Source organism: Aquidulcibacter paucihalophilus (assembly GCA_030285985.1).
GTDB lineage: Bacteria > Pseudomonadota > Alphaproteobacteria > Caulobacterales > Caulobacteraceae > Brevundimonas.
In genome coordinates this window covers 2,751,868-2,770,540 of sequence record CP127384.1, presented here as the reverse complement: position 1 = coordinate 2,770,540, position 18,673 = coordinate 2,751,868, and the positions used below count along the sequence as shown (strand labels likewise).

Sequence of the window (18,673 nt, the reverse complement as noted above, 5' to 3'; positions counted from 1 at the left end):
CGCAACCGCCGAGGGCGAGCGATCAGCGCGCCAGCACCACCTCGCAGCCGGCGGCCGCGGCGGCCTCCAGCGCGCCGGGCTTTTCGATCCGCACGGTGCAGCGCCGCACCCGCACGTCATCGAGGCAGGCCGCGGCCAGTCTTTCGGCAAAGGTCTCGACCAGTCCGACATGCCCCTCGTCGACAATGGCGCGGGCCGCCTGGGCCACGGTCTCATAGTTGATGGTGTCGGCCAGCCGCTCGACCGGCGCGGGCGCCAGCGCCAGCGTCACGTCGATGATCAGCGGCTGCAGCCGTCCCTGCTCGTGGTCGTGCACGCCGATGCCCGCCTCGACCCGCAGGCCGCGCACGAACACGGTCAGGCCCTCGCGACGGGGGCTGTCGCCAGAGACCGGGGCGGCGGGGAAGGGCAGGGGGGAAACGGTCACGGCCTACTCCACAATGTCCGGGGTCTGCCACGCCAGGTGCTGGCCCCCGTCGACGGCAATCATCTGGCCAGTCACCTGGCCGGCATCCACCAGCCAGAGCACGGCCTGGGCCACGGCCTCCGGGCTGCCGGCGCGTTGCAGCGGCGTGGCCCGGGCCTCGGCCTCGAACTCGCCCGCGGCCTGATGCACCGACGGCAGGGTCGGTCCGGGCCCGACGCCATTGACCCGGATACGCGGTGCCAGGGCCTGCGCCATGGTCCGGGTCGCGACCCAAAGGGCGGATTTGGACAGGCCGTAGGAGAAGAAGCGCGGATCGGGCTTCAGCACCCGCTGATCCAGAATATTGATGATGGCCGAGCCGTCCGGTGCCTGGGCCGCGAAGGCCTGGGCCAGCATCACCGGCGCGCGCAGATTGACGTCCATATGCGACGACCAGCTCTCGCCGGTCAGGCTATCCAGCCGGTCATCGGCGAAGACCGAGGCGTTGTTGACCAGCACCGAAACGGGGCCGAGCGCCTCGACGGCCCGGCCGATCAGGGCCCCGGTCGCGTCCGCGTCCGCGAGGTCGGCTGACAGGCAGACGGCACGCCGGCCCATGGCGCGAATCTCATCAGCCAGCCGCGCGGCGTCCTCGCCCGAATCGCGATGGTGGATCGCCAGGTCGAACCCGGCGGCGGCCAGCTCAAGACAGATCGCCCGGCCGATGCGCTTCGCCCCGCCGGTGACCAGGGCGGCGCGCCGCCGTTCACCGGAGCGGGCGAGGGCCTCAGTCAACCCGGCCGAACTCGACGAAATTGATCAGGGCGAGAACGGCGACGAAGCCGAGGATGATGTAGAGGGCCAGCATGGAAACGCTCCTTTAGCGCGCCCGCAATAAAGCCCCGCGCCCTGCTGTTCAAGAACGCATGACGGCCTATCGTCGCCCCATGACGACGTGGCGCACCCGGATCGAGCCCTTCACCCGCCCCCTGTTCTTCGCCTGGTCGCGGATCAGCCAGGGGATGACCCTGGGCGTGCGCGGCGTGGCGGTGGATGGCGAGGGCCGCGTGCTGCTGGTCAAACACACCTATCTGCACGGCTGGTGGCTGCCCGGCGGCGGCGTCGAGCGCGGCCAGACCTGTGAGGATGCCCTCATCCGCGAGCTGCGCGAGGAGGCCGGCCTCATCGTCGAGGGCCGCCCGGTCCTGATCAGCGTCCATGCCAACGAACGCTTCTTCCGCGGCGACCATGTCCTCGTCTACCGCATCGACCGCTTCTCGATGACCGATCGCACCAGCCAAGGCGAGATAGCGGACATCGGCTGGTTCGACCCGGCGGCGCTGCCGGACGATACACACCGCGCGACGCGGGACCGGCTGGGGGAGATTTTCGGCGGTGCGTACATCGCGACAAGCTGGTAGCCAGACCCGATGAACCCCAACCTCTTCGCCATGATCGCCGTCGTCCTCGCGGGCGGCGCGACCGCCCTCCAGGCGCCGACCAACGCCAAGATGATGGGTGCCGTCGGCTCGCCGGTGAACGCCGCCTTTGTCTCCTTCGCCATCGGCACGGCGGCGCTGGGCATCCTCGCCATGATCCTGCAGGCCAAGCCCGACGTGGCGGCGGCGCGGGGGCTGCCCTGGTATGCCTGGATCGGCGGCCTCTATGGCGCGATCTTCGTGGTGGCCGCGGCCTGGGGCGTGCCCCGTCTCGGCGTGGCCCTGACCATCACCCTGATGGTCGCCGGCCAGCTGCTGGTCGGCCTCATCCTCGACCATTTCGGAGCCTTCGGCGCGCCGCAGCATCCGATCAGCCTCGGCCGCATCGCCGGCATCGCGCTGGTTCTGGCCGGCGTCCTTATGGTCCGTCGCTTCTAGGCCTATATCGGTCCCGATGACCGAGGCCCCGATTCCTGAAAGCGAGACCGAAGCCGGTGCCCTGAAGGCCGCCGACCTGATCCGCGACGAGGCGCGCCGGGCCCCGGACAAGCCGGGCGTCTACCGCATGTATGGCGAGGACGGGACCTGCCTCTATGTCGGCAAGGCGAAGTCGATCAAGAAGCGCATCCTCCAGTATGCGCAGGGCCGGTTCCACACCCAGCGCATCGGCCTGATGGTGTCCCTGACCCGCTCGATGGAGCTGGTCATCACCGCCTCCGAGACCGAGGCCCTGCTGCTCGAATCCAGCTTCATCAAACAGCTGAAGCCCCGGTTCAACGTCGTGCTCCGCGACGACAAGTCGTTCGCCGAACTGATGATCCGCAAGGACCATCGCGCGCCGCAGGTCCGCAAGCACCGCGGGGCCCACACCACGCCCGGCGACTATTTCGGCCCCTTCGCCTCGACCTGGGCGGTGAACCGGACCCTGAACACCCTGCAGAAGGCCTTCCTGCTGCGCTCCTGTTCGGACAGCGTCTACGAGACCCGCACCCGGCCGTGCATGCTGCATCAGATCAAGCGCTGCTCGGCCCCCTGCACCGGCCTGATCTCGCTCGAGGACTACGCCGGCCTGGTCGACGAGGCCTCGGCCTTCCTGAAGGGCAAGTCGCGCGCCGTGATCGCCCGCCTGTCCGACGAGATGAGCGCCGCCGCCGAGGCCATGGACTATGAACAGGCCGCCCGCGTGCGCGACCGCATTCGCGCCCTGTCGGCCATCTCGATGGAGAATTCCGTCAGCGCCGACGGCGTCGCCGAGGCCGACGTCTTCGCCCTGTTCAGCGAGGGCGGACAGGCCTGCGTCCAAGTCTTCTTCTATCGCGGCGGCCAGAACTGGGGCGGCCGGGCCTATTTCCCGCGCGTCGACCGGGCGGACACCGATCCCGAAATCCTCGCCGCCTTCCTTGGCCAGTTCTACGAGGACAAGCCGATCCCGCGCCTGATCCTGTCCAACGTCCGGCCGCATGAGCTGGAGCTGCTGGAGGAGGCCTTCTCGATGAAGGCCGCGAATGAATCGAAGAGAGGCAAGGTCGAGATCGCCCGCCCGATGCGCGGCGACAAGCTGGGCCTCGTCGACCACGCCCTGACTAACGCCCGCGAGGCACTGGGCCGTAAGATGGCGGAAGGGTCTGCGCAGGGCAAAATCCTCGACGAGGTCTGCGAGGCCTTCGGTCTCGACAGTCGGCCCGAGCGGATCGAGATCTACGACAATGCCCACATCCAGGGGACCAATGCCGTTGGCGGCATGGTCGTGGCCGGGCCCGAGGGCTTCCAGAAGTCGCAGTACCGGAAGTTCAACATCCGCGGCGAGGACCTGACCCCCGGCGACGACTACGGCATGATGCGCGAGGTCATGCGCCGCCGCTTCGGCCGTCTGGTGAAGGACGAGGACGCGGGGGAAGAGGTGGTCCGCCCCGACCTGCTGCTGATCGACGGCGGCGCGGGCCAGCTGGCCGAGGTGCTGGCTGTTCTCGCCGACCTGGGTCTGGACGACATCCTGGCGGTCGGCGTGGCCAAGGGCCCGGACCGCGACGCCGGCAAGGAGCATTTCTTCATGCCGGGCAAGCCGCCCTTCATGATGCCGCTGAAGTCGCCGGCCCTCTACTACATCCAGCGCCTGCGCGACGAGGCGCACCGTTTCGCCAACGGCGCCCACCGCACCCGCCGCTCAATGGACATCAAGAAGAACCCGCTCGACGAGATCGAGGGCGTCGGTCCTGGCCGCAAGAAGGCCCTGCTCCACGCCTTCGGCTCGGCCAAGGGCGTCGGCCGCGCCGCGGTGGTCGATCTGGTCAAGGTCGAGGGGATCAACCAGCCGCTGGCGGAGCGGATTTACGGCTTCTTCCACCCGGAGGGGCGGGGTTAGGGTAGGGGCTCGGGAAGGGAGGCCGCATGACCGGGTTTGCTGAGGGCGTCGTCCATGTCGCCGGCGACGACCTTCGATCCGCCATCCAGTCCGACCCGGACGTCCTTGCGCTGTGGCAGGGGCTGACGCCGCTGGGCCGCAATGAATTCATCTGCTGGGTCGAGGACGCCAAACAGCCCGCGACCCGCCAGCGCCGCATCCAGCGGACGATCGAGGAAATGCAGGAAGGCAAGAAGCGCCCCTGCTGCTGGGCGGGCTGCATCCACCGCACCGACAAGGCACCCGGCCGCTGGCAACAGGCGGTTCTGGTCGATGGGACACCGCGCAGGCGCTAGCCACGGCCCGGCTGCCCTTGCGGCCCAATGTTACTCTCCCCCCGCTTGAACGTATTGCCTATACCGACCCCATGACCGACGAATCCCGCGACGCCCTGCTCTCCGGCTACCGCCGTTTCCGTGAGGACCACTGGCCCGCCGCCAAGGCCGAATACGAGGCGCTGGCCTCGAAAGGCCAGAAGCCGCACACCCTCGTGGTGGCCTGTTCCGACAGTCGCGCCGACCCCGCGCTTATCTTCGATACCGCGCCCGGCCAGCTGTTCGTGGTCCGCAACGTCGCCAACCTGGTGCCGCCCTATGAGCCCGACGGCCAGCTGCACGGGGTGTCCGCGGCGCTGGAGTTCGGGGTCAAGGTGCTGGGCGTCTCACGCATCATGGTGATGGGCCACGCCCACTGCGGCGGGGTCAACGCCATGCGCTATGGCGCCCCCGACAACTGCCAGGACTTCGTCGCCCCCTGGGTCGCCCAGGGCGCGCCGGTGGTGCGCCGCGTCTGCGAGGCCTGCCAGCCGGAGGAAGCAGAGCGGGCGGCCGAGGAGGCGGTGGTCCGGCTGTCGCTGGAGAATCTGCGCACCTTCCCGTGGATCGCCGAGCGCGAGGCGGCGGGCACCCTGGCGCTCAGCGGCGTGCATTTCGGCATCGCCGACGGCGTCCTGCGCTCCCTGCGCGATGACACCTTCGTCTCGCTCACAGACTAGAGGCCGGTCCGAAGTCTCGCTTCATGGAGCGAAGCGTGGCAGATCGCGTTTGAGGTATCGGAGCGCCCCATGACACCCAATCCCCACGCCAACCCCATCCCGAACATCCTGACCGGCCTGCGGCTGATCGCCGGGGTGATCATGTTCCTGATCCTGGCGGGGGCGGCACCGCAGGGCATTCCCTTCATGTCCGACTATCTGAGCCCGGATGACCAGTTCCGCTTCGGGCGCACGGCCTTCGTGATCTTCGTGGTCGCGGCCTCGACCGACTGGGTCGACGGCTTCCTGGCCCGGCGCTGGCACTCGACGACCCGCTGGGGTGCCATCCTCGATCCGATCGCCGACAAGGTTCTGATCACCGGCGCCATCCTCGGCGTCCTGGCCTGGGGCGCCCTGCCGCAGATCGCCATTCCCTGCGGCCTGATCCTGTTCCGCGAGTTCGCCGTCTCTGCCCTGCGCGAGACCGTCGCCGGCAAGGTCAAACTGCCGGTCACCCTGCTGGCCAAGTGGAAGACCGTCCTGCAGATGGTCGCCCTGGGTGCCCTGCAACTGGTCCTGCTGTGGGACGGCTTCGGCCTGCCGCTCGAATGGCAGCCGCATTTCCAGACCTTCGCCTACGTCCTGATCTGGATCGCCGCCATCGTCACCGTCTGGACCGGCTGGCAGTATTTCGCCAAGGCGCAGCAGAAGATGAGCCAGATCTAGGGGCTCCGGAAGCAGGCGCGCGCCCTGTCCCGGCCGGCGCGGCTGGGAGGTGATTGGTGGCTGGTGATTGGTGACTGCGCTCGACTGGCGGCGGAAAGGCGGCGCTGCTCGCGCTATCGCACCGGTGGCGGCCAGCCACCAATCACCAACCACCAATCACCGGCCCGCGTCACCGAACCCCCAGCTCCGCCACCAGCCCGTCCATCCCGTACACATCCCGCAGCGCCGTCGTCACCGCGCCCGTGGTCACGATCACCGAGCGGTTGACGTTGCGGTCATAGCCATAGGCGTTGCGCTGGGTCAGGACGGTGGAGTCGAAATTGGCGCCCAGGATCTCGCCGGCGGCATTGACGACGGGCGAGCCCGACGATCCGCCGATGGTGTCCGAGGACAGGGTCATGTTCATCACCGTGTCGCCGTCGATCCGCTCGCGGGCAGCCAGCAGCCGCGGCGCAACGTCGAAGGGCGGGGCGCCGGTCGCCCGGTCCCACAGGCCGTCGAAGGTGGTGAAGGGGCCCCAGCGCTGGCCCGGCACGTCCGAACCCTCGATCTTGCCATAGGTCAGCCGCAGCGTGCCGGTCGCATCCGGATAGACGCTGTCGCCATAGGCCTGGAAGCGCAGGGTCGACAGGCGTTCCGAGGCGCGGTCGGTCGGGGCCTGGACCTTCTCCTCCCACTCCGAGCGGATGGCGCGCGTCTCGTCCTGGATCGACAGCAGATACTGGATCAGCGGGTCCTGCGAGGCCTCGACGGCGGCGAGGCCGCCTTCCCACAGGGCGCGGCGCACGGCCGGATCGGCCAGGGTCGTGCCCTCGATCAGGCGGGCCGACAGCTGCTCGGGCGACTCGCGGCCCAGCAGACCGCGCACGCGGGGATCGTCGACGGTCAGCCATTCCCGAGTCTTGGACAGCCACCATTCCATCCGCACCTGCTCGAGGCCCGGATAGACCGGCCGCTCGGCGAACAGGCCGGACTGGACGCCGGACAGACGGCTGTCGGCGTATTCCGGCAGGCGTTCGGCTGACGGTTTCGCCCGCTCCTGCGCTCCGCGCACCAGCGTCCGGGCCCAGCTGAACAGCTGCGACCCGCCGGCGACCGGCGTGGTCCCCATGCCCGTGCCGCCTTCCAGCAGGGCCATGGCGGGATAGAGGTCGCGCACGATCGGCTGGGCGGCGCTCAGCGTCGTCCAGGGATTGGCGTCGCCGGCCCCGGCTTCGGCGCGGGCGCGGAAGTTGGTTTCCTGTTCGGCCTTCATGGCCATGAAGCCGGGATCGGTCAGGGCCCGCATCCGGCCGAGGCCGCGCTTGTAGGTGTTCTCGAGCCCGACGATCGGATCCATCGCCTCGAAGGCGCGGGTCTCGCTCTCCGCGGCATAGCGGATCAGTCGCCCGCGCAGTTCACTGGCCAGCAGCTGGTCCATCGGCAGGACCACGTCGCGGATGGTGAACAGCTGGTCCTGGGTCAGCAGGCGTTGCGTCGCGCCGGGGCTGCCGGTGACGAACACCGGCGTGCCCTCGACCGGCTGCGAGGCGTTCCACACGAAATGGGTCGGCGTCGCTGCCGGCGCATCGTTCTCATACAGGCGGATGAAGGCCGCATCGATGGCGAAGCGGGGGAAGCTGAAATTGTCGAGATCGCCGCCGAAGGTCGCCGCCCGGTCCTCGGGCGCGAAGGCCAGCCGGACGTCGCTGTATTTCTTGTAGGTGTAGAGTTTGAACTGGCCGCCGCGGTACAGGCTCACGACCTGACAGCGTCTGGTCGCATCGCCGCCGCAGGCTTCCTGCTCTATCCGGCCCGCCTCGGCGTCGCGCGCCCGGGTGAAGGCCTGGCCTTCCAGCCCCGCGCCGGCCGCATGCATCCGCCCCGTCACGTCCGTGATGTCGGTCAGGATTTCCGCCGTCCCGCCCGGGCATTTGCGCTCTTCCTCGCGGGTGCGCGGCGTGAAGCCGGTCTCGGCGTAGTTGACCGCCTGGGTCGACAGATTGGCCACGCAGGTGGCGACGCAGTGGTTGTTGGTCATCACCAGCCCCTCGGCCGAGACGACGCCCGCCGAACAGCCGCCGAACTTGACCGAACTCAGCCGCACCCGGTCCAGCCAGGCCTGGTCGATGTTGGTCCCCAGGGTGGCGTTGGCGCGGGCGATGGGGAAGTTGTCGAACGTCCACATCCCTTCCTCGGCGCGCGCGGCGGAGCCGGCGGCGAGGGTCAGCAGGGCGGCGGCGAGGGCGGGGGTGAGGCGCATGTTCTTGTCTCCTCCCCATCGCCCGCGATGGGGAGGGGGACCACGAAGTGGTGGAGGGGTCGACGCTCGCGCGCTGACCCCTCCGGTTGGCTCAGATTTTTACGCTAGCTCACGAAGGGCAGATGGGGAACCAGCCCCTCCACCGCCGTGCCGGCGGTCCCCCTCCCCATTGGCTTCGCCAACAGGGAGGAGACTGCTTACCGAACCCCCAGCTCTTCCAGCAGGTGCGGGCTCGGGTAGATGTTGCGCAGGGCTTCCGTGATGGCCGCCGTCGACACCGACACCGTCCGGTTCAGGGTGCCGTCATAGCCATAGGCCCCGCCCAGCGAGTGGATGTTGCCGTCGAAGGCCGCGCCGATGACTTCGCCGGCGGCGTTGATCACGGGCGAACCCGAGTTGCCGCCGATGATGTCGTTGGTCGAGGAGAAGTCATAGACGGTGTCCATGTTCACCCGGCTACGGTTGTCGATGAAGGCCTGGGCCGCGTTGAACGGCTCGGCGCCCGTCGCCCGCTCGTACAGGCCGCCCATATAGGTGAAGGCCGGCACGGTGACGCCGCGATAGCTCCAGCCCTCGACCCGGCCGTACGACAGGCGCAGCGAGAAGGTGGCGTCCGGATACTGGTTGGTGCCGTAGACCGCAAACCGGGCCTGGGCGACCTTTTCGGCGGCGCGGGCGGTCGGGGCGTTGACCTCGGCGGCCCAGCGCGCGCCGATCGCCGAGGCGGCGGCGTCATTGGCGATGATGAAGGCCAGCAGCGGATCGGCGGCCGCCATCTCTTCCGTGGTCATCGCCGCGGCCTGGGCGCGGAAGGCGGCGTCGCCCATCCGGGTCGTCGAGATCAGCCGGTCGGCCAGGGCTTCCGGGCTTTCACGGCCCAGCAGCGTCTTCACCTCCGGATGGTCAACCGTCAGATATTCGCGGGTCTTGGACAGCCAGTAGCGGAGGCGGATTTCCTCCATCTCCATCGAGATCGGCGTCTCGGCGCCCACGGCGGCGGCCATCCGGGCGCGCTGCGCCTCGGTCATCGCCGTATTCTTGGACGCGCGCACCAGGGCCCGCGCCATCTGGTACAGGGTCGAGCCGCCGCCCGCCGACTGTTCCAGCTGGCGGAAGGGCAGGTAGAGTTCCCGCGCCGTCCCCTGAATCTGCTCCAGATCGCTCCACGGATCGCCGATGCGGGCGACGAGGGCCGGATCGGCCGCCACGCCCGCGCGCAGCTCGGTCTCGGCGTCGCGCCGGGCACCGAGGAACGCCGGATCGAGCAGCGCCTGATGCTGGCCGTACTGGGCCTTGAAGCCGTTCTCGAGGCCGAAGATCGGGTCGAAGGAGGTGCGCTTGGCCTCGTCGCCGGTCAGCGAATACTCCAGCAGGCGGCCGCGCAGTTCCGAGCTCTGGATCAGGGTCAGCGGGAGCTGCTGATCGCGCAGACGCTCCAGCTGGCTCATGGTCAGCAGGCGCGAGGTCGAGCCGGGGTTGCCGGCCACGAAGACCGGGTCGCCCTCGGCCGGAGCGTTCGGGTTCCAGCGCAGGAAGCCCGGGCTTTCGACCGGACGGCCGTCCTCATAGGCGCGCAGGAAGCCGGCATCGAGGGCGTAGCGCGGGAAGTTGAAATTGTCGGGGTCCCCACCGAAGAAGGCGGCCTGGTTCTCGGGGGCGAACACCAGCCGCACGTCGTCATAGCGGCGGAATTTGTACATCGCGTAGCGACCGCCGCGGTAGAAGCTGATCACCTGACAGTTGAACTTGGGATCGCCGGCGCAGGCCTCGGTCTGGATGGCGTTGGTCTCGGCGGTGCGGGCGGCGTTGAAGGCGGCGCCTTCCAGGCCGGCACCGGCGGCCAGCACCCGGTCTGTCACATCGACGATGTCGACCAGCACTTCAGCGGTCTGGCCGGGGCAACGCTTTTCCTCTTCGCGGTTGGCGGTCAGGAAGCCGTTCTTTACATAGTCCTGCTCGGGCGAGGACAGCTCCTGGGCGCAGCCGACGACGCAGTGCCAGTTGGTCAGGATCAGGCCCTGATCCGACACGAACGAGGCCGAGCAGCCCTGGATACGGACAGCGGCGTTGCGGACCCGGTCCAGCCACGCCTGGTCGATCCGGGTGCCGTATTTGTCGTTCACCGTCTGGATGGGGAAGTTGTCGAACGTCCACATGCCTTCGTCGGCGCGGGCTGTGGAGGGCGTGGCCATCAGGGCCAGCACGCCGGCGACGGCGGCGATGGAGGCGGTTGCCGACACGGCGGAGCGGAGCGAACGAAGCAGCATTCTGCGAAATCTCCCAGGAGCCGGCGGACGTCGCCGGGCGTTGCAATCTGCATAGACACGATGAACGAAGTCCGTCCATCGCGCCACGGCGGGGCGCGCGCAAGGGTAACCGTGATCGCCTTACCCCGATTTAACTTGGCCCCGCTGCCTTGCATCGTCAGATAGCGGTCAACGTCAGGGGTTCAGCCGTTTCCATGTCGCTTGCACTTTCAACTCTCCTGTTTGAGTGGCGCCGCTATATGGCGGCCGTCATGGCGCTCGCCCTGTCGGGCCTGCTGGTCCTCGCCATGACCGGCGTCTTCATCGGCATCGGCAAGGGCTTCACCGCCACCATCGAGCGCTCCAGCGCCGACATCATCATCATGCAGCCCGGGGCCACCAGCCTGATGGGCGGGCCCTCGGGCGTGCCGCGCCGGTTCATTCCGCTGGCCTATCGCAACCCGCAGGTGATCGAGGTCCAGCCGCTGGACGGCGCCGGTGGCTCCTTCCAGTCGGTCAAGAACGTCGACCCGACCATGTCGCAGGCCGAGCGCGCCCGGCAGCGCGCGCCGAAACAGGAATTCGTCCAGGCCAGCATCATCGACACCACGCCCGGCGCGGTGACCATTCCGACCGACTATTCCCAGGAACTGGTCGACGCCCTGCGCCAGCCCTACACGATCGCCATCGACGAGACGGCCGTGACGAAGCTGGGCGTCAGGCTCGGGGACAGGGCGCTGTACAATGGCCAGACCGTCACCGTGGTCGGCATCACGCGCGGCTATCCCAACATGATGCAGGCCAACATCGTGATGTCGCGCGATACGCTGCGCATGCTCGGCCAGGCCGACACCGGCCCGCGCGTCGGACCGCTGATGGTCAAGCTGCGCGACCCGGCCCAGGCCGACCGCGTCGCCGCCCAGCTGAATGCCCTCGGCGACGGACAGTGGAAGGCCTGGACCCGTCAGGAACTGGCCGACGCCAACGCCGGTGCCATGTTCGAGGAAGGCATCCTCGTCATCATTATCGGCGGCTGCGTGGTGCTGGGCACCATCATCGGCGTGGCCATCACCTGGCAGACCCTGCGCGGCGCCATCATGGCCAACATCAAGGAGTTCGCCTCGCTGCGGGCCCTCGGCGTCGGCATGGGCTCGCTCAACCGCATCGTCATGGAGCTCAGCTTCTGGGTCGGCCTGGTCGGCGTCGCCGCCGCCATCGGCCTGACCCTGCTGGTCCAGATGTTCGCCATGGCCAACGCCGTCATCATCGCCCTGCCGCCGGTCCTGTTGATCGTCGTCGGCGGCGGGCTTGTCCTCATCGCTGTGGTGTCCGGCGCGCTGTCGCTCGGCATCCTCAAGAACAGCCAACCTGCGGATCTGCTGCGATGACCGCTCACACCAAGGCGCACGGAAAGCACGGCGACTTCGCCATCGAGGCCAAGGGCCTGGTCAAGCGGTTCAAGTCCGGCAAGGCCTTCATCGAGGTGCTCAAGGGCGTGGACTTCGACGCCCGCCACGGCGACCTGACCATGGTCATGGGCCCGTCCGGCTCGGGCAAGTCGACCCTCATCGCCGCCCTGTCGGGCCTGCTGCGGCCGGAAGAGGGCCGGGTCGACACCCTCGACGTCGATGATCTGTGGAAGCTGTCCTCGGGCAAGATCGACAAATTCCGTCTCGACCACTGCGGATTCATCTTCCAGGGCTTCAACCTCTTCCCCGCCCTGACCGCCCTGCAGCAGGTCGAGGTGGTGTTGAAGTTCCAGGGCCTGTCCAAGGCCGATGCCCGTCGTCAGGCGGCCGCCACCCTGGAGGAAGTCGGGCTTGGCAAGCGCCTCAACCAGCGGCCCTCGGCCCTGTCCGGCGGTGAGAAGCAACGTGTCGCCATCGCCCGCTGCCTGGCCAAGAACCCTCAGATCCTCTTCGCCGACGAACCGACCTCCGCCCTCGACGGCGAGAACGGCCAGATCGTCATCCGGCTGCTGCGTCGCGCCGCCACCGAACACGGCGCCGCGGTCATCTGCGTGACCCACGATCCTCGCCTCGAGGAATGGGCCGACCGCGTCATCAAGATCGAAGACGGCATCATCATCTCCGACGAACGCCGCACCCCCAATCCCGACGCCACGCTGGCGTCGCACTGAACCGCCTCAGGAATTTCGACATGCCCGCCTTCCTCAAGAACAAATGGCTCTGGATCGGCATCGTGCTGATCGTCGTCATCGTCGTCGGCTTCTCCTTCATGCAGAAGGCCGGCAAGGCGAAGAAGGCCGAGGAGGAGAAGGCCGCGGCCACGCAGGTCGAGAGCCCCTATGCGGCCATCGCCAACGGCAAGGTCGATGTCGAGGGCGGCATCATCCAGATCGCGGCCCGCCGCGGCGGCGTCGTCCGTGAGGTGCTGGTGCAGGAAGGTGACCGCGTCGTCGCCGGCCAGATCCTCGCCCGTCAGGAAGACGACGAGCCCCGTCTGGCCCTGCAGAGCGCCAATGCCGACGTCGCCCAGGCCGAAAGCCAGCTGCGCCTGATCCAGGTCGACATCCGCACCGCCCAGCGCGAGCACGACCGCCTCGCCCGGCTGGTGGATTCCAACTTCGTCGCCGCCTCGCGCATGGACCAGGCCCGCGACGCCATCGCCCAGGCCCAGGCCCGGCTCGGCTCGCAGCAGGCGGCGGTGCAGACCGCCCGCGCCCGCCGCGACCAGGCCGCCTACAATGTCGAGCTGACCGTGATCCGCGCGCCCCAGGCGGGCCGCATCGTGCGCCGCTACGCCAACCCCGGTGCCGGTGCCTCGACCCTGAACGTGTCCAACATGTTCGACCTCGAGCCCGACGCCCCGCGCATCGCCCGCGCCGAGATCGTCGAGAGCGACATCCCCAACATCAGCGCCGGCCAGTCCGTCGAGATCACCCCCGAGGGCGATCCGTCCAAGGTCTATGTCGGCACAGTCCTGCGCCGCGCCGCCGTCTTCGGTGCCCGCAAACTGGCCTCTGACGATCCCTCGCAACGCTCGGACGAGCGCGTCGTGGAAGTCGTCGTCAGCGCCGGCGACGCCCCGCTCCTGATCGGCCAGCGCGTTCTGGTGAAATTCATGAAGCCCGGCGAAACCGCCGGTGCCCCCCGCGCCGTCACCCCCGGCGTCGCCGCCGACCGCTCGATGCAGGCCCCGGCGCAGGCGGGGTAAAGAAGGGGTGATTGGTGGTTGGTGATTGGTGATTGCGGAAGGGCGTCGCTGTCAGGTCCGCATTCCGGGCGTCAACCAACCACCAATCACCAACCACCAATCACCTCGCGGCCTCAGCGACCGGTGAAGCTCGCCCCCCGCTTCTCCAGCGCCGCCGTCACGCCTTCCAGATGGTCGTCCGTCAGATGCGCCAGCGCCTGCATCGCGGCGGTCATTTCGAGGATCTGGTCGAAGGTCGCGTCGCGGCCCTGGCGCAGCAGGGCCTTGGTCATGCGCAGGGCCTGGGGCGCGCGGGAGGCGACGTCCGTCGCGATCTCCATGGCCTCGTCCATCAGCCGCTCCGGCGCGACCACCCGGCTGACCAGCCCCCAGTCCATCGCCGTCCTGGCGTCCAGCACCCGGGCGGTGAACAGCATCTCGGCGGCGCGCGCATAGCCGATGTTGCGCGGCATCAGCCAGGCCCCGCCGTCGCCGGGCAGTATGCCCAGCTTCAGGAACGGCACGCCGAAGCTGGCCGTGTCCGAGGCGATGCGGATGTCCGCCAGTCCGGCGATGTCGCAGCCCAGTCCCATGGCCGGACCGTTCACCGCCGCGATCAACGGCACCTCCAGCCCGTACAGTGACCGCACGATCCGGTGTACCACGCGGCGATAGCCTTCGCGGATCTCGGCCCCCGAGCCGGCGAACAGGTCGCGCCGGTCCTTCATCGCCTTCAGGTCGCCGCCCGCCGAGAACGCCCGCCCCGCCCCGGTCAGGATCACGCAGCGCACGCCCTGGTCCGCATTGACCGCCTCGCACGCCGCCGCAAAGGCCTCGCCGTCCTCGAGGTCGGGCAGGGCGTTGAGCCGGTCGGGCCGGTCCAGGGTCCAGAGTTCGATATGGTTGTGGCGGTCTCGGCGGATCAGGGTCATCCACCCGATGTGCCGCACGCGCGGCCCGGCCGCAATGTCGGCCGGGGTCTCGGGTCCCTAGGGCTTGCCCGACAGCGACCACCAGACCCGCAGGCCGGCGGTATCGGCCGCATCCCCGGCGGGGGCCTCGATCGCCGCCCCGGTCGTGCCGAGGCTTTCGAAGCGGCGCACCACGGCGGCAGCCGTCAGCAGGGCCTCGTCTTCATCGATGAAACAGCGGCGCTCGCCGGCGGGGCCGTCGTCACGCATCAGTGTCGGAGCCGTCGCCGCTGGCGTCGGGGCGACCAACGAAAAGTCCACGCCGCGGTCCGCTGACCAGCCGGTGCGCCACGGCCGCATCAGCGTCGTGGCGACGAGCGTCGCCTTCAGCCTGAACATGATGCGGAACCCCTCACGCAACTATCCTGACACAGGTCTCGGGATCGCGCGACTGACCAACCCTGACGGTGGAATTGCAAAGCCCCGGACCTTGCGGACCGGGGCTGGGGTCGTCTGCGATGCGGCGCGACCTAGTCGCGCTTGCCGAGCTTGATCGGCACGAAGTTGGACGGGTGGCTGACCACACGGTCGCCGGCCCCATAGCCGTTCTTCGTATTCACCAGCATCCCGCCCCACAGGGCGAAGGACATCATGGCGTGCTGCAGATTGCGGTCTCTGTCTTTCATCTGGCGTCTCCTTTCGAGTGATGGATGAAAAGAGACACGTCGTGCTTTTCGGGGATCTCACCGTCATAGTCGTTTCGCGTCAGCCTCCATCTAACCCCGCGACGTAAAAAATGCAATCAGTTTTAATCCGCTGCCGGACCATATTTCGCATTCATGTCATCTACTGTCGCTGAAAATCCACAGGGCCCGCCACGCAGCATCGCGACCCCCTGCGTGAAGGTCTGCGTCGTCGACGGCGCCACCAGCCTTTGCCTGGGCTGCTGGCGCACCCTGTCCGAGATCGCCGGGTGGAGCGGTTTCACCGATGCGGAGCGGGCGACGATCCTGGCGGAACTGCCCGCGCGCGAAGCGCGCGCGGGGTGATTGGTGGTTGGTGATTGGTGACTGGATGGGGCGGCCGCCGGCGCCGGCTTACCCACCACCGGGACAGGATCCAGCCGCCACCAATCACCAACCACCAATCACCGCCTTAACTCCCCGCAAACCACGCCCCTTCACCGCATCCCAACGGCCGTGTGCGACAGGGGAGGGGCTGCAGAAGCGGCGAGTTCACGACGGACGGCGTATGCGTTTCGACTTTTCCTCCGCCGGAGTCATGGCCCTGGCCGTGGCTTCCGCCCTGAGTACGGCCTGGTGGCTGAACCACGCCGATGCGCGCGGTCAGGCCCAGGCCGCCACGCCCGCACCCGCTCACGCCCCCGCCCATGGCGCTCCGGCCCAGGTGCTGAAGGCCGCCGACGGCCACTACTGGGCCGACGCGCAGATCAATGGCACGGCCGTGCGCGTCATGGTCGACACCGGCGCCAGCGTCGTGGTCCTGACCCCGGCCGACGCCGCCCGTCTGGGGCTGAGGCTCAAGGCCGGCGACTTCTCTGCCACAGTCATCACCGCCTCCGGCCCCGTCCCCGCCGCGACCGTCGCGCTTCAGGCCGTGGCCGTCGCGGGGGCCCGCGTCGAACAGGTCGAGGCCCTCGTCGTCCAGCGCGGCCTGCCGCACAGCCTGCTCGGCATGAGCTACCTCGGCCGCCTCTCCTCGTTCAGCGCGACGCCGGTGGGACTGACGCTGCGGCCCTGAAGGGTGATTGGTGTTTGGTGATTGGTGACTGGCAGTGGCGCGACCGGCGTGTCTCGATCAGGAGCCGGTGACCGATCCAGCAGCCACCAATCACCAACCACCAATCACCCCTACAGCGCCTTCCCCACCACCGCCGCCGCCGTCACCAGCAGCCACACGGCGAACGCCCGTCTCAGCACCGCCCGGTCGAGCGAGTGCGCCAGCTTCGCGCCCCAGGGTGCCACCGCCGTGGTCAGCACCGCCATCACGATCGCCCCGGGCACATTGACATAGCCCAGCGACAGCGGCGGCCGTCCGCCCGCGTCCCAGCCGAAGACGATGAACCCGAGGGTCGCCGCCGCGCCTATGGCCAGGCCGAAGCCCGAGGCCGTCGCCACCGCCTGATGGATCGGCCGCCCGCACAGGGTCATCATCATCCCGCCGAAGCTCCCGCCGCCGATCCCCATCATGGCCGACAGCCCGCCGATCACCGTTCCGGTCACGCGCCGGCCCCAGCCCTCCGGCAGGTCGCGCCTCAGCGTGACCCGCTCCGGCAGCAGCCCCATCTGCGCCGCCACCACCAGCAGGCAGACGCCATAGACGATGGCCAGCCCCTGCATCGAGGTGAAGCCGGCCACGCCCGCCCCGACCAGCGCCCCCGCCGCCACCCAGGGCGTCCAGGTCTTCAGCACCCCCTCATCCACCGCCCCGTGCGCCCGATGCGCCTTCAGCGACCGCCACGAGGTCGCGACGATGGTCAGCAGTGACGTCCCGATCGCCGTATGCAGGTTCCCCTCGCCGCCGATGCCGAGCACCTCGAACGCATAGAACACTGCCGGCACGATCACCGTCCCGCCCCCGACCCCGAACAGTCCGGCCACGAGCCCGCCCACCAGCCCGGCCGCGATCAGGGCGGTGAACAGGAGGATCAGGTCGGGGAGGGGCAGCATGGGCAGGCCTGACCTTCAGGAGGAGGACGGCGAACCGCCCGGGCCTCTGCGACAACGACCGGCCCGGTCTCTCCGGCACACGCATGTCCGGAAATGTACCAAACCGGACCAGCCCTCTGTCTCGTTATGAAGCTCATGAAATGTAAGACTTAATTGATCATGAACAGAGTCCTGACAGGCAGGGTTCACAACCTCTTACGATCGACAGATTAACGCGAGAAATTCTCCCGGGCGGCGAATTCCGGCACCGGAACGGGCCTTTCCTGGTGACCGAAACATGAAGAGGCGGGGGGGCGGGCCGCTGGTACGGTCGTTGCGGGTTCTCGTCTGCCGACTTCCCGGCACCGAAAGGAACTCTACGATGAAAACCACCGTCTCCATCCTGGCGATCGCCCTCGGCCTCGCTGTCTCCGCCGGCGCCGCCCAGGCCCAGTCCCTGGACAACAACCAGCGCAACAACGCCAACATCCGGGCCCAGCTCAACGCCACGGTCCAGAACGTCACGGAAGACGTGGCCCTGACCTCGGCCGCGATCGCCAACTCGTTCACGGCCGAAGGCTCCAGCCTCGCGACCCTGAACAACTATCAGAACTTCTGGGGCGACGCGCGTTCGGACCTCTCGGCCTCGATCTCGAACGTCCAGGGCGATGTGGCCGCCACCTCCGCTGCCATTGCCAACTCGGCCAGCATCGAAGGCGACTGGGTCGGCGTCCTGAACAACACCCAGCTGGCCGCCTACGATCCCACCGCCACGCTGAACGCAACCATCGGCAATGTCGGCGGCGATGTGGCTGCGACCTCGGCCGCTCTGAGCAACTCGGCGAGCGTCAATGCCGACTTCGGCCGTCTGGCTTCGACCCAGATCAACCAGGCCGGCGTCAATGCGGTCATGGGCGCTACCGTCCGCGACGTCCGCGGATCGGTCAACGCGACGGCTGCCGCCATCGGCAACAGCCTCACGGTCACGGGCTTCTAAAACCACTGACGTCCCGGTGTCGTCGCGCTGCAACGCGGCGACACCCTCGTCCCTTGAAGGGTTTTCTACAGTGAACCATTTCCGCTCATTCCTCAACTGCGCTCTCGTCGTCGGCGGCCTCATGGCCTCTCCGGCCCTGGCCCAGAGCGCTCCGGCCCGCGGCGGCGTCCTCGCCACCTATGAGGCTGGCTATGGCAACGGTCGCCAGATGGAGACCCGCACCTATGCGCCGTCCTCCCAGACCCGGAACGACAATCGTCTGATCGTGAACGGCATCATCCAGAACGACTCCAACGCCTATTTCCAGGCGGATGGCAGCGGCACCGACCAGGCCGCCAGCGGCGCCGACTATTTCTCGGCCGGGGCCGGGAGCAGCACCAGCACGGCGATCGGCAATCTGCTGACGGTCTCGGTGGTGGGTTCCTGGAACACGGTGATCGTCAACTCCGACCAGGCGAACACCGGCACCGTCACGGCCAACGGCAACGCGCCGCGCTGACCCCCTTT

General features: G+C 68.6%; 21 protein-coding genes. 13 read left to right on the top strand and 8 right to left on the bottom strand.

Translation table 11 applies throughout. The features are described from left to right. Positions 1-22: 22 nt before the first annotated feature. Both folB and KB221_13630 read right to left on the bottom strand, forming a co-directional pair. On the bottom strand, positions 23-361 hold the full coding sequence (gene folB / locus KB221_13635; protein WIY70932.1) for a dihydroneopterin aldolase: 339 nt from the start codon (positions 359-361) through the stop codon (positions 23-25). Positions 362-430: 69 nt separating this feature from the next. Continuing rightward, entirely contained in the window at positions 431-1,201 is a 771-nt protein-coding gene (locus tag KB221_13630) for an SDR family oxidoreductase (protein ID WIY69107.1), read from the bottom strand. Between the two features lie 152 nt (positions 1,202-1,353). On the opposite strand from KB221_13630, the gene KB221_13625 reads away from it, so the two are divergent. The 6 genes from KB221_13625 (at position 1,354) to pgsA (ending at position 5,945) form a co-directional block, all read left to right on the top strand. After that, entirely contained in the window at positions 1,354-1,827 is a 474-nt protein-coding gene (locus KB221_13625; protein WIY69106.1) for an NUDIX domain-containing protein, read from the top strand. A gap of 9 nt (positions 1,828-1,836) precedes the next feature. Continuing rightward, on the top strand, positions 1,837-2,283 hold the full coding sequence (locus KB221_13620) for a DMT family transporter (GenBank protein WIY69105.1): 447 nt from the start codon (positions 1,837-1,839) through the stop codon (positions 2,281-2,283). Positions 2,284-2,299: 16 nt separating this feature from the next. Then, positions 2,300-4,207 carry an excinuclease ABC subunit UvrC gene (gene uvrC, locus KB221_13615; GenBank protein ID WIY69104.1) on the top strand — a complete coding sequence of 636 codons (1,908 nt, stop codon included), beginning with the start codon at positions 2,300-2,302 and terminating at the stop codon, positions 4,205-4,207. Positions 4,208-4,233: 26 nt separating this feature from the next. Beyond that, on the top strand, positions 4,234-4,542 hold the full coding sequence (locus tag KB221_13610) for a YdeI/OmpD-associated family protein (GenBank protein WIY69103.1): 309 nt from the start codon (positions 4,234-4,236) through the stop codon (positions 4,540-4,542). Positions 4,543-4,613: 71 nt separating this feature from the next. After that, positions 4,614-5,240 carry a carbonic anhydrase gene (locus KB221_13605; GenBank protein WIY69102.1) on the top strand — a complete coding sequence of 209 codons (627 nt, stop codon included), beginning with the start codon at positions 4,614-4,616 and terminating at the stop codon, positions 5,238-5,240. A 69-nt stretch (positions 5,241-5,309) separates the two neighbouring features. Further along, positions 5,310-5,945, top strand: coding sequence for a CDP-diacylglycerol--glycerol-3-phosphate 3-phosphatidyltransferase (gene pgsA, locus KB221_13600; protein WIY69101.1), 636 nt, complete (start codon positions 5,310-5,312; stop codon positions 5,943-5,945). 169 nt (positions 5,946-6,114) lie between these two features. On the opposite strand, the gene KB221_13595 is transcribed toward pgsA, so the two are convergent. Together KB221_13595 and KB221_13590 are read right to left on the bottom strand one after the other, a co-directional pair. Next, positions 6,115-8,187, bottom strand: coding sequence for a S46 family peptidase (locus KB221_13595; GenBank protein WIY69100.1), 2,073 nt, complete (start codon positions 8,185-8,187; stop codon positions 6,115-6,117). A gap of 197 nt (positions 8,188-8,384) precedes the next feature. Continuing rightward, positions 8,385-10,454 carry a S46 family peptidase gene (locus tag KB221_13590; GenBank protein WIY69099.1) on the bottom strand — a complete coding sequence of 690 codons (2,070 nt, stop codon included), beginning with the start codon at positions 10,452-10,454 and terminating at the stop codon, positions 8,385-8,387. Positions 10,455-10,648: 194 nt separating this feature from the next. Between KB221_13590 and KB221_13585 the strand changes: the two genes are divergently transcribed. From KB221_13585 to KB221_13575, 3 genes are read left to right on the top strand one after another with little or no spacing between them, the layout of a single operon-like run. Next, positions 10,649-11,821, top strand: a complete 1,173-nt coding sequence (locus KB221_13585; protein WIY69098.1) for an ABC transporter permease — start codon at positions 10,649-10,651, stop codon at positions 11,819-11,821. Further along, positions 11,818-12,573, top strand: coding sequence for an ABC transporter ATP-binding protein (locus KB221_13580; protein WIY69097.1), 756 nt, complete (start codon positions 11,818-11,820; stop codon positions 12,571-12,573). Before KB221_13585 ends, KB221_13580 begins: the two co-directional genes overlap by 4 nt. Before the next feature lie 20 nt (positions 12,574-12,593). Then, positions 12,594-13,610: an HlyD family efflux transporter periplasmic adaptor subunit gene (locus KB221_13575; protein WIY69096.1), complete on the top strand. Its 1,017-nt coding sequence runs from the start codon at positions 12,594-12,596 to the stop codon at positions 13,608-13,610. 113 nt (positions 13,611-13,723) lie between these two features. Here KB221_13575 and KB221_13570 read toward each other — a convergent pair whose 3' ends face one another. The 3 genes from KB221_13570 to KB221_13560 form a co-directional block, all read right to left on the bottom strand. Further along, positions 13,724-14,521, bottom strand: a complete 798-nt coding sequence (locus KB221_13570; protein ID WIY69095.1) for a crotonase/enoyl-CoA hydratase family protein — start codon at positions 14,519-14,521, stop codon at positions 13,724-13,726. A gap of 57 nt (positions 14,522-14,578) precedes the next feature. Next, on the bottom strand, positions 14,579-14,899 hold the full coding sequence (locus tag KB221_13565; protein ID WIY69094.1) for a hypothetical protein: 321 nt from the start codon (positions 14,897-14,899) through the stop codon (positions 14,579-14,581). Positions 14,900-15,030: 131 nt separating this feature from the next. Then, entirely contained in the window at positions 15,031-15,186 is a 156-nt protein-coding gene (locus tag KB221_13560) for a hypothetical protein (GenBank protein ID WIY69093.1), read from the bottom strand. Between the two features lie 153 nt (positions 15,187-15,339). Here KB221_13560 and KB221_13555 point away from each other — a divergent pair, with 153 nt between their 5' ends. Together KB221_13555 and KB221_13550 are read left to right on the top strand one after the other, a co-directional pair. Then, entirely contained in the window at positions 15,340-15,549 is a 210-nt protein-coding gene (locus KB221_13555; GenBank protein ID WIY69092.1) for a DUF1289 domain-containing protein, read from the top strand. 202 nt (positions 15,550-15,751) lie between these two features. Next, positions 15,752-16,261, top strand: coding sequence for a TIGR02281 family clan AA aspartic protease (locus tag KB221_13550; protein ID WIY69091.1), 510 nt, complete (start codon positions 15,752-15,754; stop codon positions 16,259-16,261). A gap of 110 nt (positions 16,262-16,371) precedes the next feature. Here the strand turns inward: KB221_13550 and KB221_13545 are convergent, their stop codons facing one another. Beyond that, positions 16,372-17,190: a sulfite exporter TauE/SafE family protein gene (locus KB221_13545; protein ID WIY69090.1), complete on the bottom strand. Its 819-nt coding sequence runs from the start codon at positions 17,188-17,190 to the stop codon at positions 16,372-16,374. 361 nt (positions 17,191-17,551) lie between these two features. Between KB221_13545 and KB221_13540 the strand changes: the two genes are divergently transcribed. Further along, the gene (locus tag KB221_13540; GenBank protein WIY69089.1) at positions 17,552-18,166 is read left to right on the top strand and encodes a hypothetical protein; all 615 of its coding nucleotides are present in this window, start codon (positions 17,552-17,554) and stop codon (positions 18,164-18,166) included. A gap of 70 nt (positions 18,167-18,236) precedes the next feature. Next, positions 18,237-18,665 (top strand): holdfast anchoring protein HfaA, encoded by a 429-nt coding sequence (gene hfaA / locus KB221_13535; protein ID WIY69088.1) that lies wholly within the window; start codon positions 18,237-18,239, stop codon positions 18,663-18,665. The last annotated feature ends 8 nt before the right edge of the window (positions 18,666-18,673 follow it).

Coding starts and splice junctions, on each gene's coding strand:
- KB221_13625 (WIY69106.1), top strand. CDS start 1,354: ATGACGACGTGGCGCACCCGGATCGAGCCCTTCACCCGCCCCCTGTTC.
- KB221_13545 (WIY69090.1), bottom strand. CDS start 17,190: ATGCTGCCCCTCCCCGACCTGATCCTCCTGTTCACCGCCCTGATCGCG.
- uvrC (WIY69104.1), top strand. CDS start 2,300: ATGACCGAGGCCCCGATTCCTGAAAGCGAGACCGAAGCCGGTGCCCTG.
- KB221_13575 (WIY69096.1), top strand. CDS start 12,594: ATGCCCGCCTTCCTCAAGAACAAATGGCTCTGGATCGGCATCGTGCTG.
- KB221_13540 (WIY69089.1), top strand. CDS start 17,552: ATGAAAACCACCGTCTCCATCCTGGCGATCGCCCTCGGCCTCGCTGTC.
- pgsA (WIY69101.1), top strand. CDS start 5,310: ATGACACCCAATCCCCACGCCAACCCCATCCCGAACATCCTGACCGGC.
- KB221_13580 (WIY69097.1), top strand. CDS start 11,818: ATGACCGCTCACACCAAGGCGCACGGAAAGCACGGCGACTTCGCCATC.
- KB221_13570 (WIY69095.1), bottom strand. CDS start 14,521: ATGACCCTGATCCGCCGAGACCGCCACAACCATATCGAACTCTGGACC.
- KB221_13605 (WIY69102.1), top strand. CDS start 4,614: ATGACCGACGAATCCCGCGACGCCCTGCTCTCCGGCTACCGCCGTTTC.
- KB221_13620 (WIY69105.1), top strand. CDS start 1,837: ATGAACCCCAACCTCTTCGCCATGATCGCCGTCGTCCTCGCGGGCGGC.
- KB221_13550 (WIY69091.1), top strand. CDS start 15,752: ATGCGTTTCGACTTTTCCTCCGCCGGAGTCATGGCCCTGGCCGTGGCT.
- KB221_13560 (WIY69093.1), bottom strand. CDS start 15,186: ATGAAAGACAGAGACCGCAATCTGCAGCACGCCATGATGTCCTTCGCC.
- KB221_13585 (WIY69098.1), top strand. CDS start 10,649: ATGTCGCTTGCACTTTCAACTCTCCTGTTTGAGTGGCGCCGCTATATG.
- KB221_13555 (WIY69092.1), top strand. CDS start 15,340: ATGTCATCTACTGTCGCTGAAAATCCACAGGGCCCGCCACGCAGCATC.
- KB221_13590 (WIY69099.1), bottom strand. CDS start 10,454: ATGCTGCTTCGTTCGCTCCGCTCCGCCGTGTCGGCAACCGCCTCCATC.
- KB221_13565 (WIY69094.1), bottom strand. CDS start 14,899: ATGTTCAGGCTGAAGGCGACGCTCGTCGCCACGACGCTGATGCGGCCG.
- KB221_13610 (WIY69103.1), top strand. CDS start 4,234: ATGACCGGGTTTGCTGAGGGCGTCGTCCATGTCGCCGGCGACGACCTT.
- KB221_13595 (WIY69100.1), bottom strand. CDS start 8,187: ATGCGCCTCACCCCCGCCCTCGCCGCCGCCCTGCTGACCCTCGCCGCC.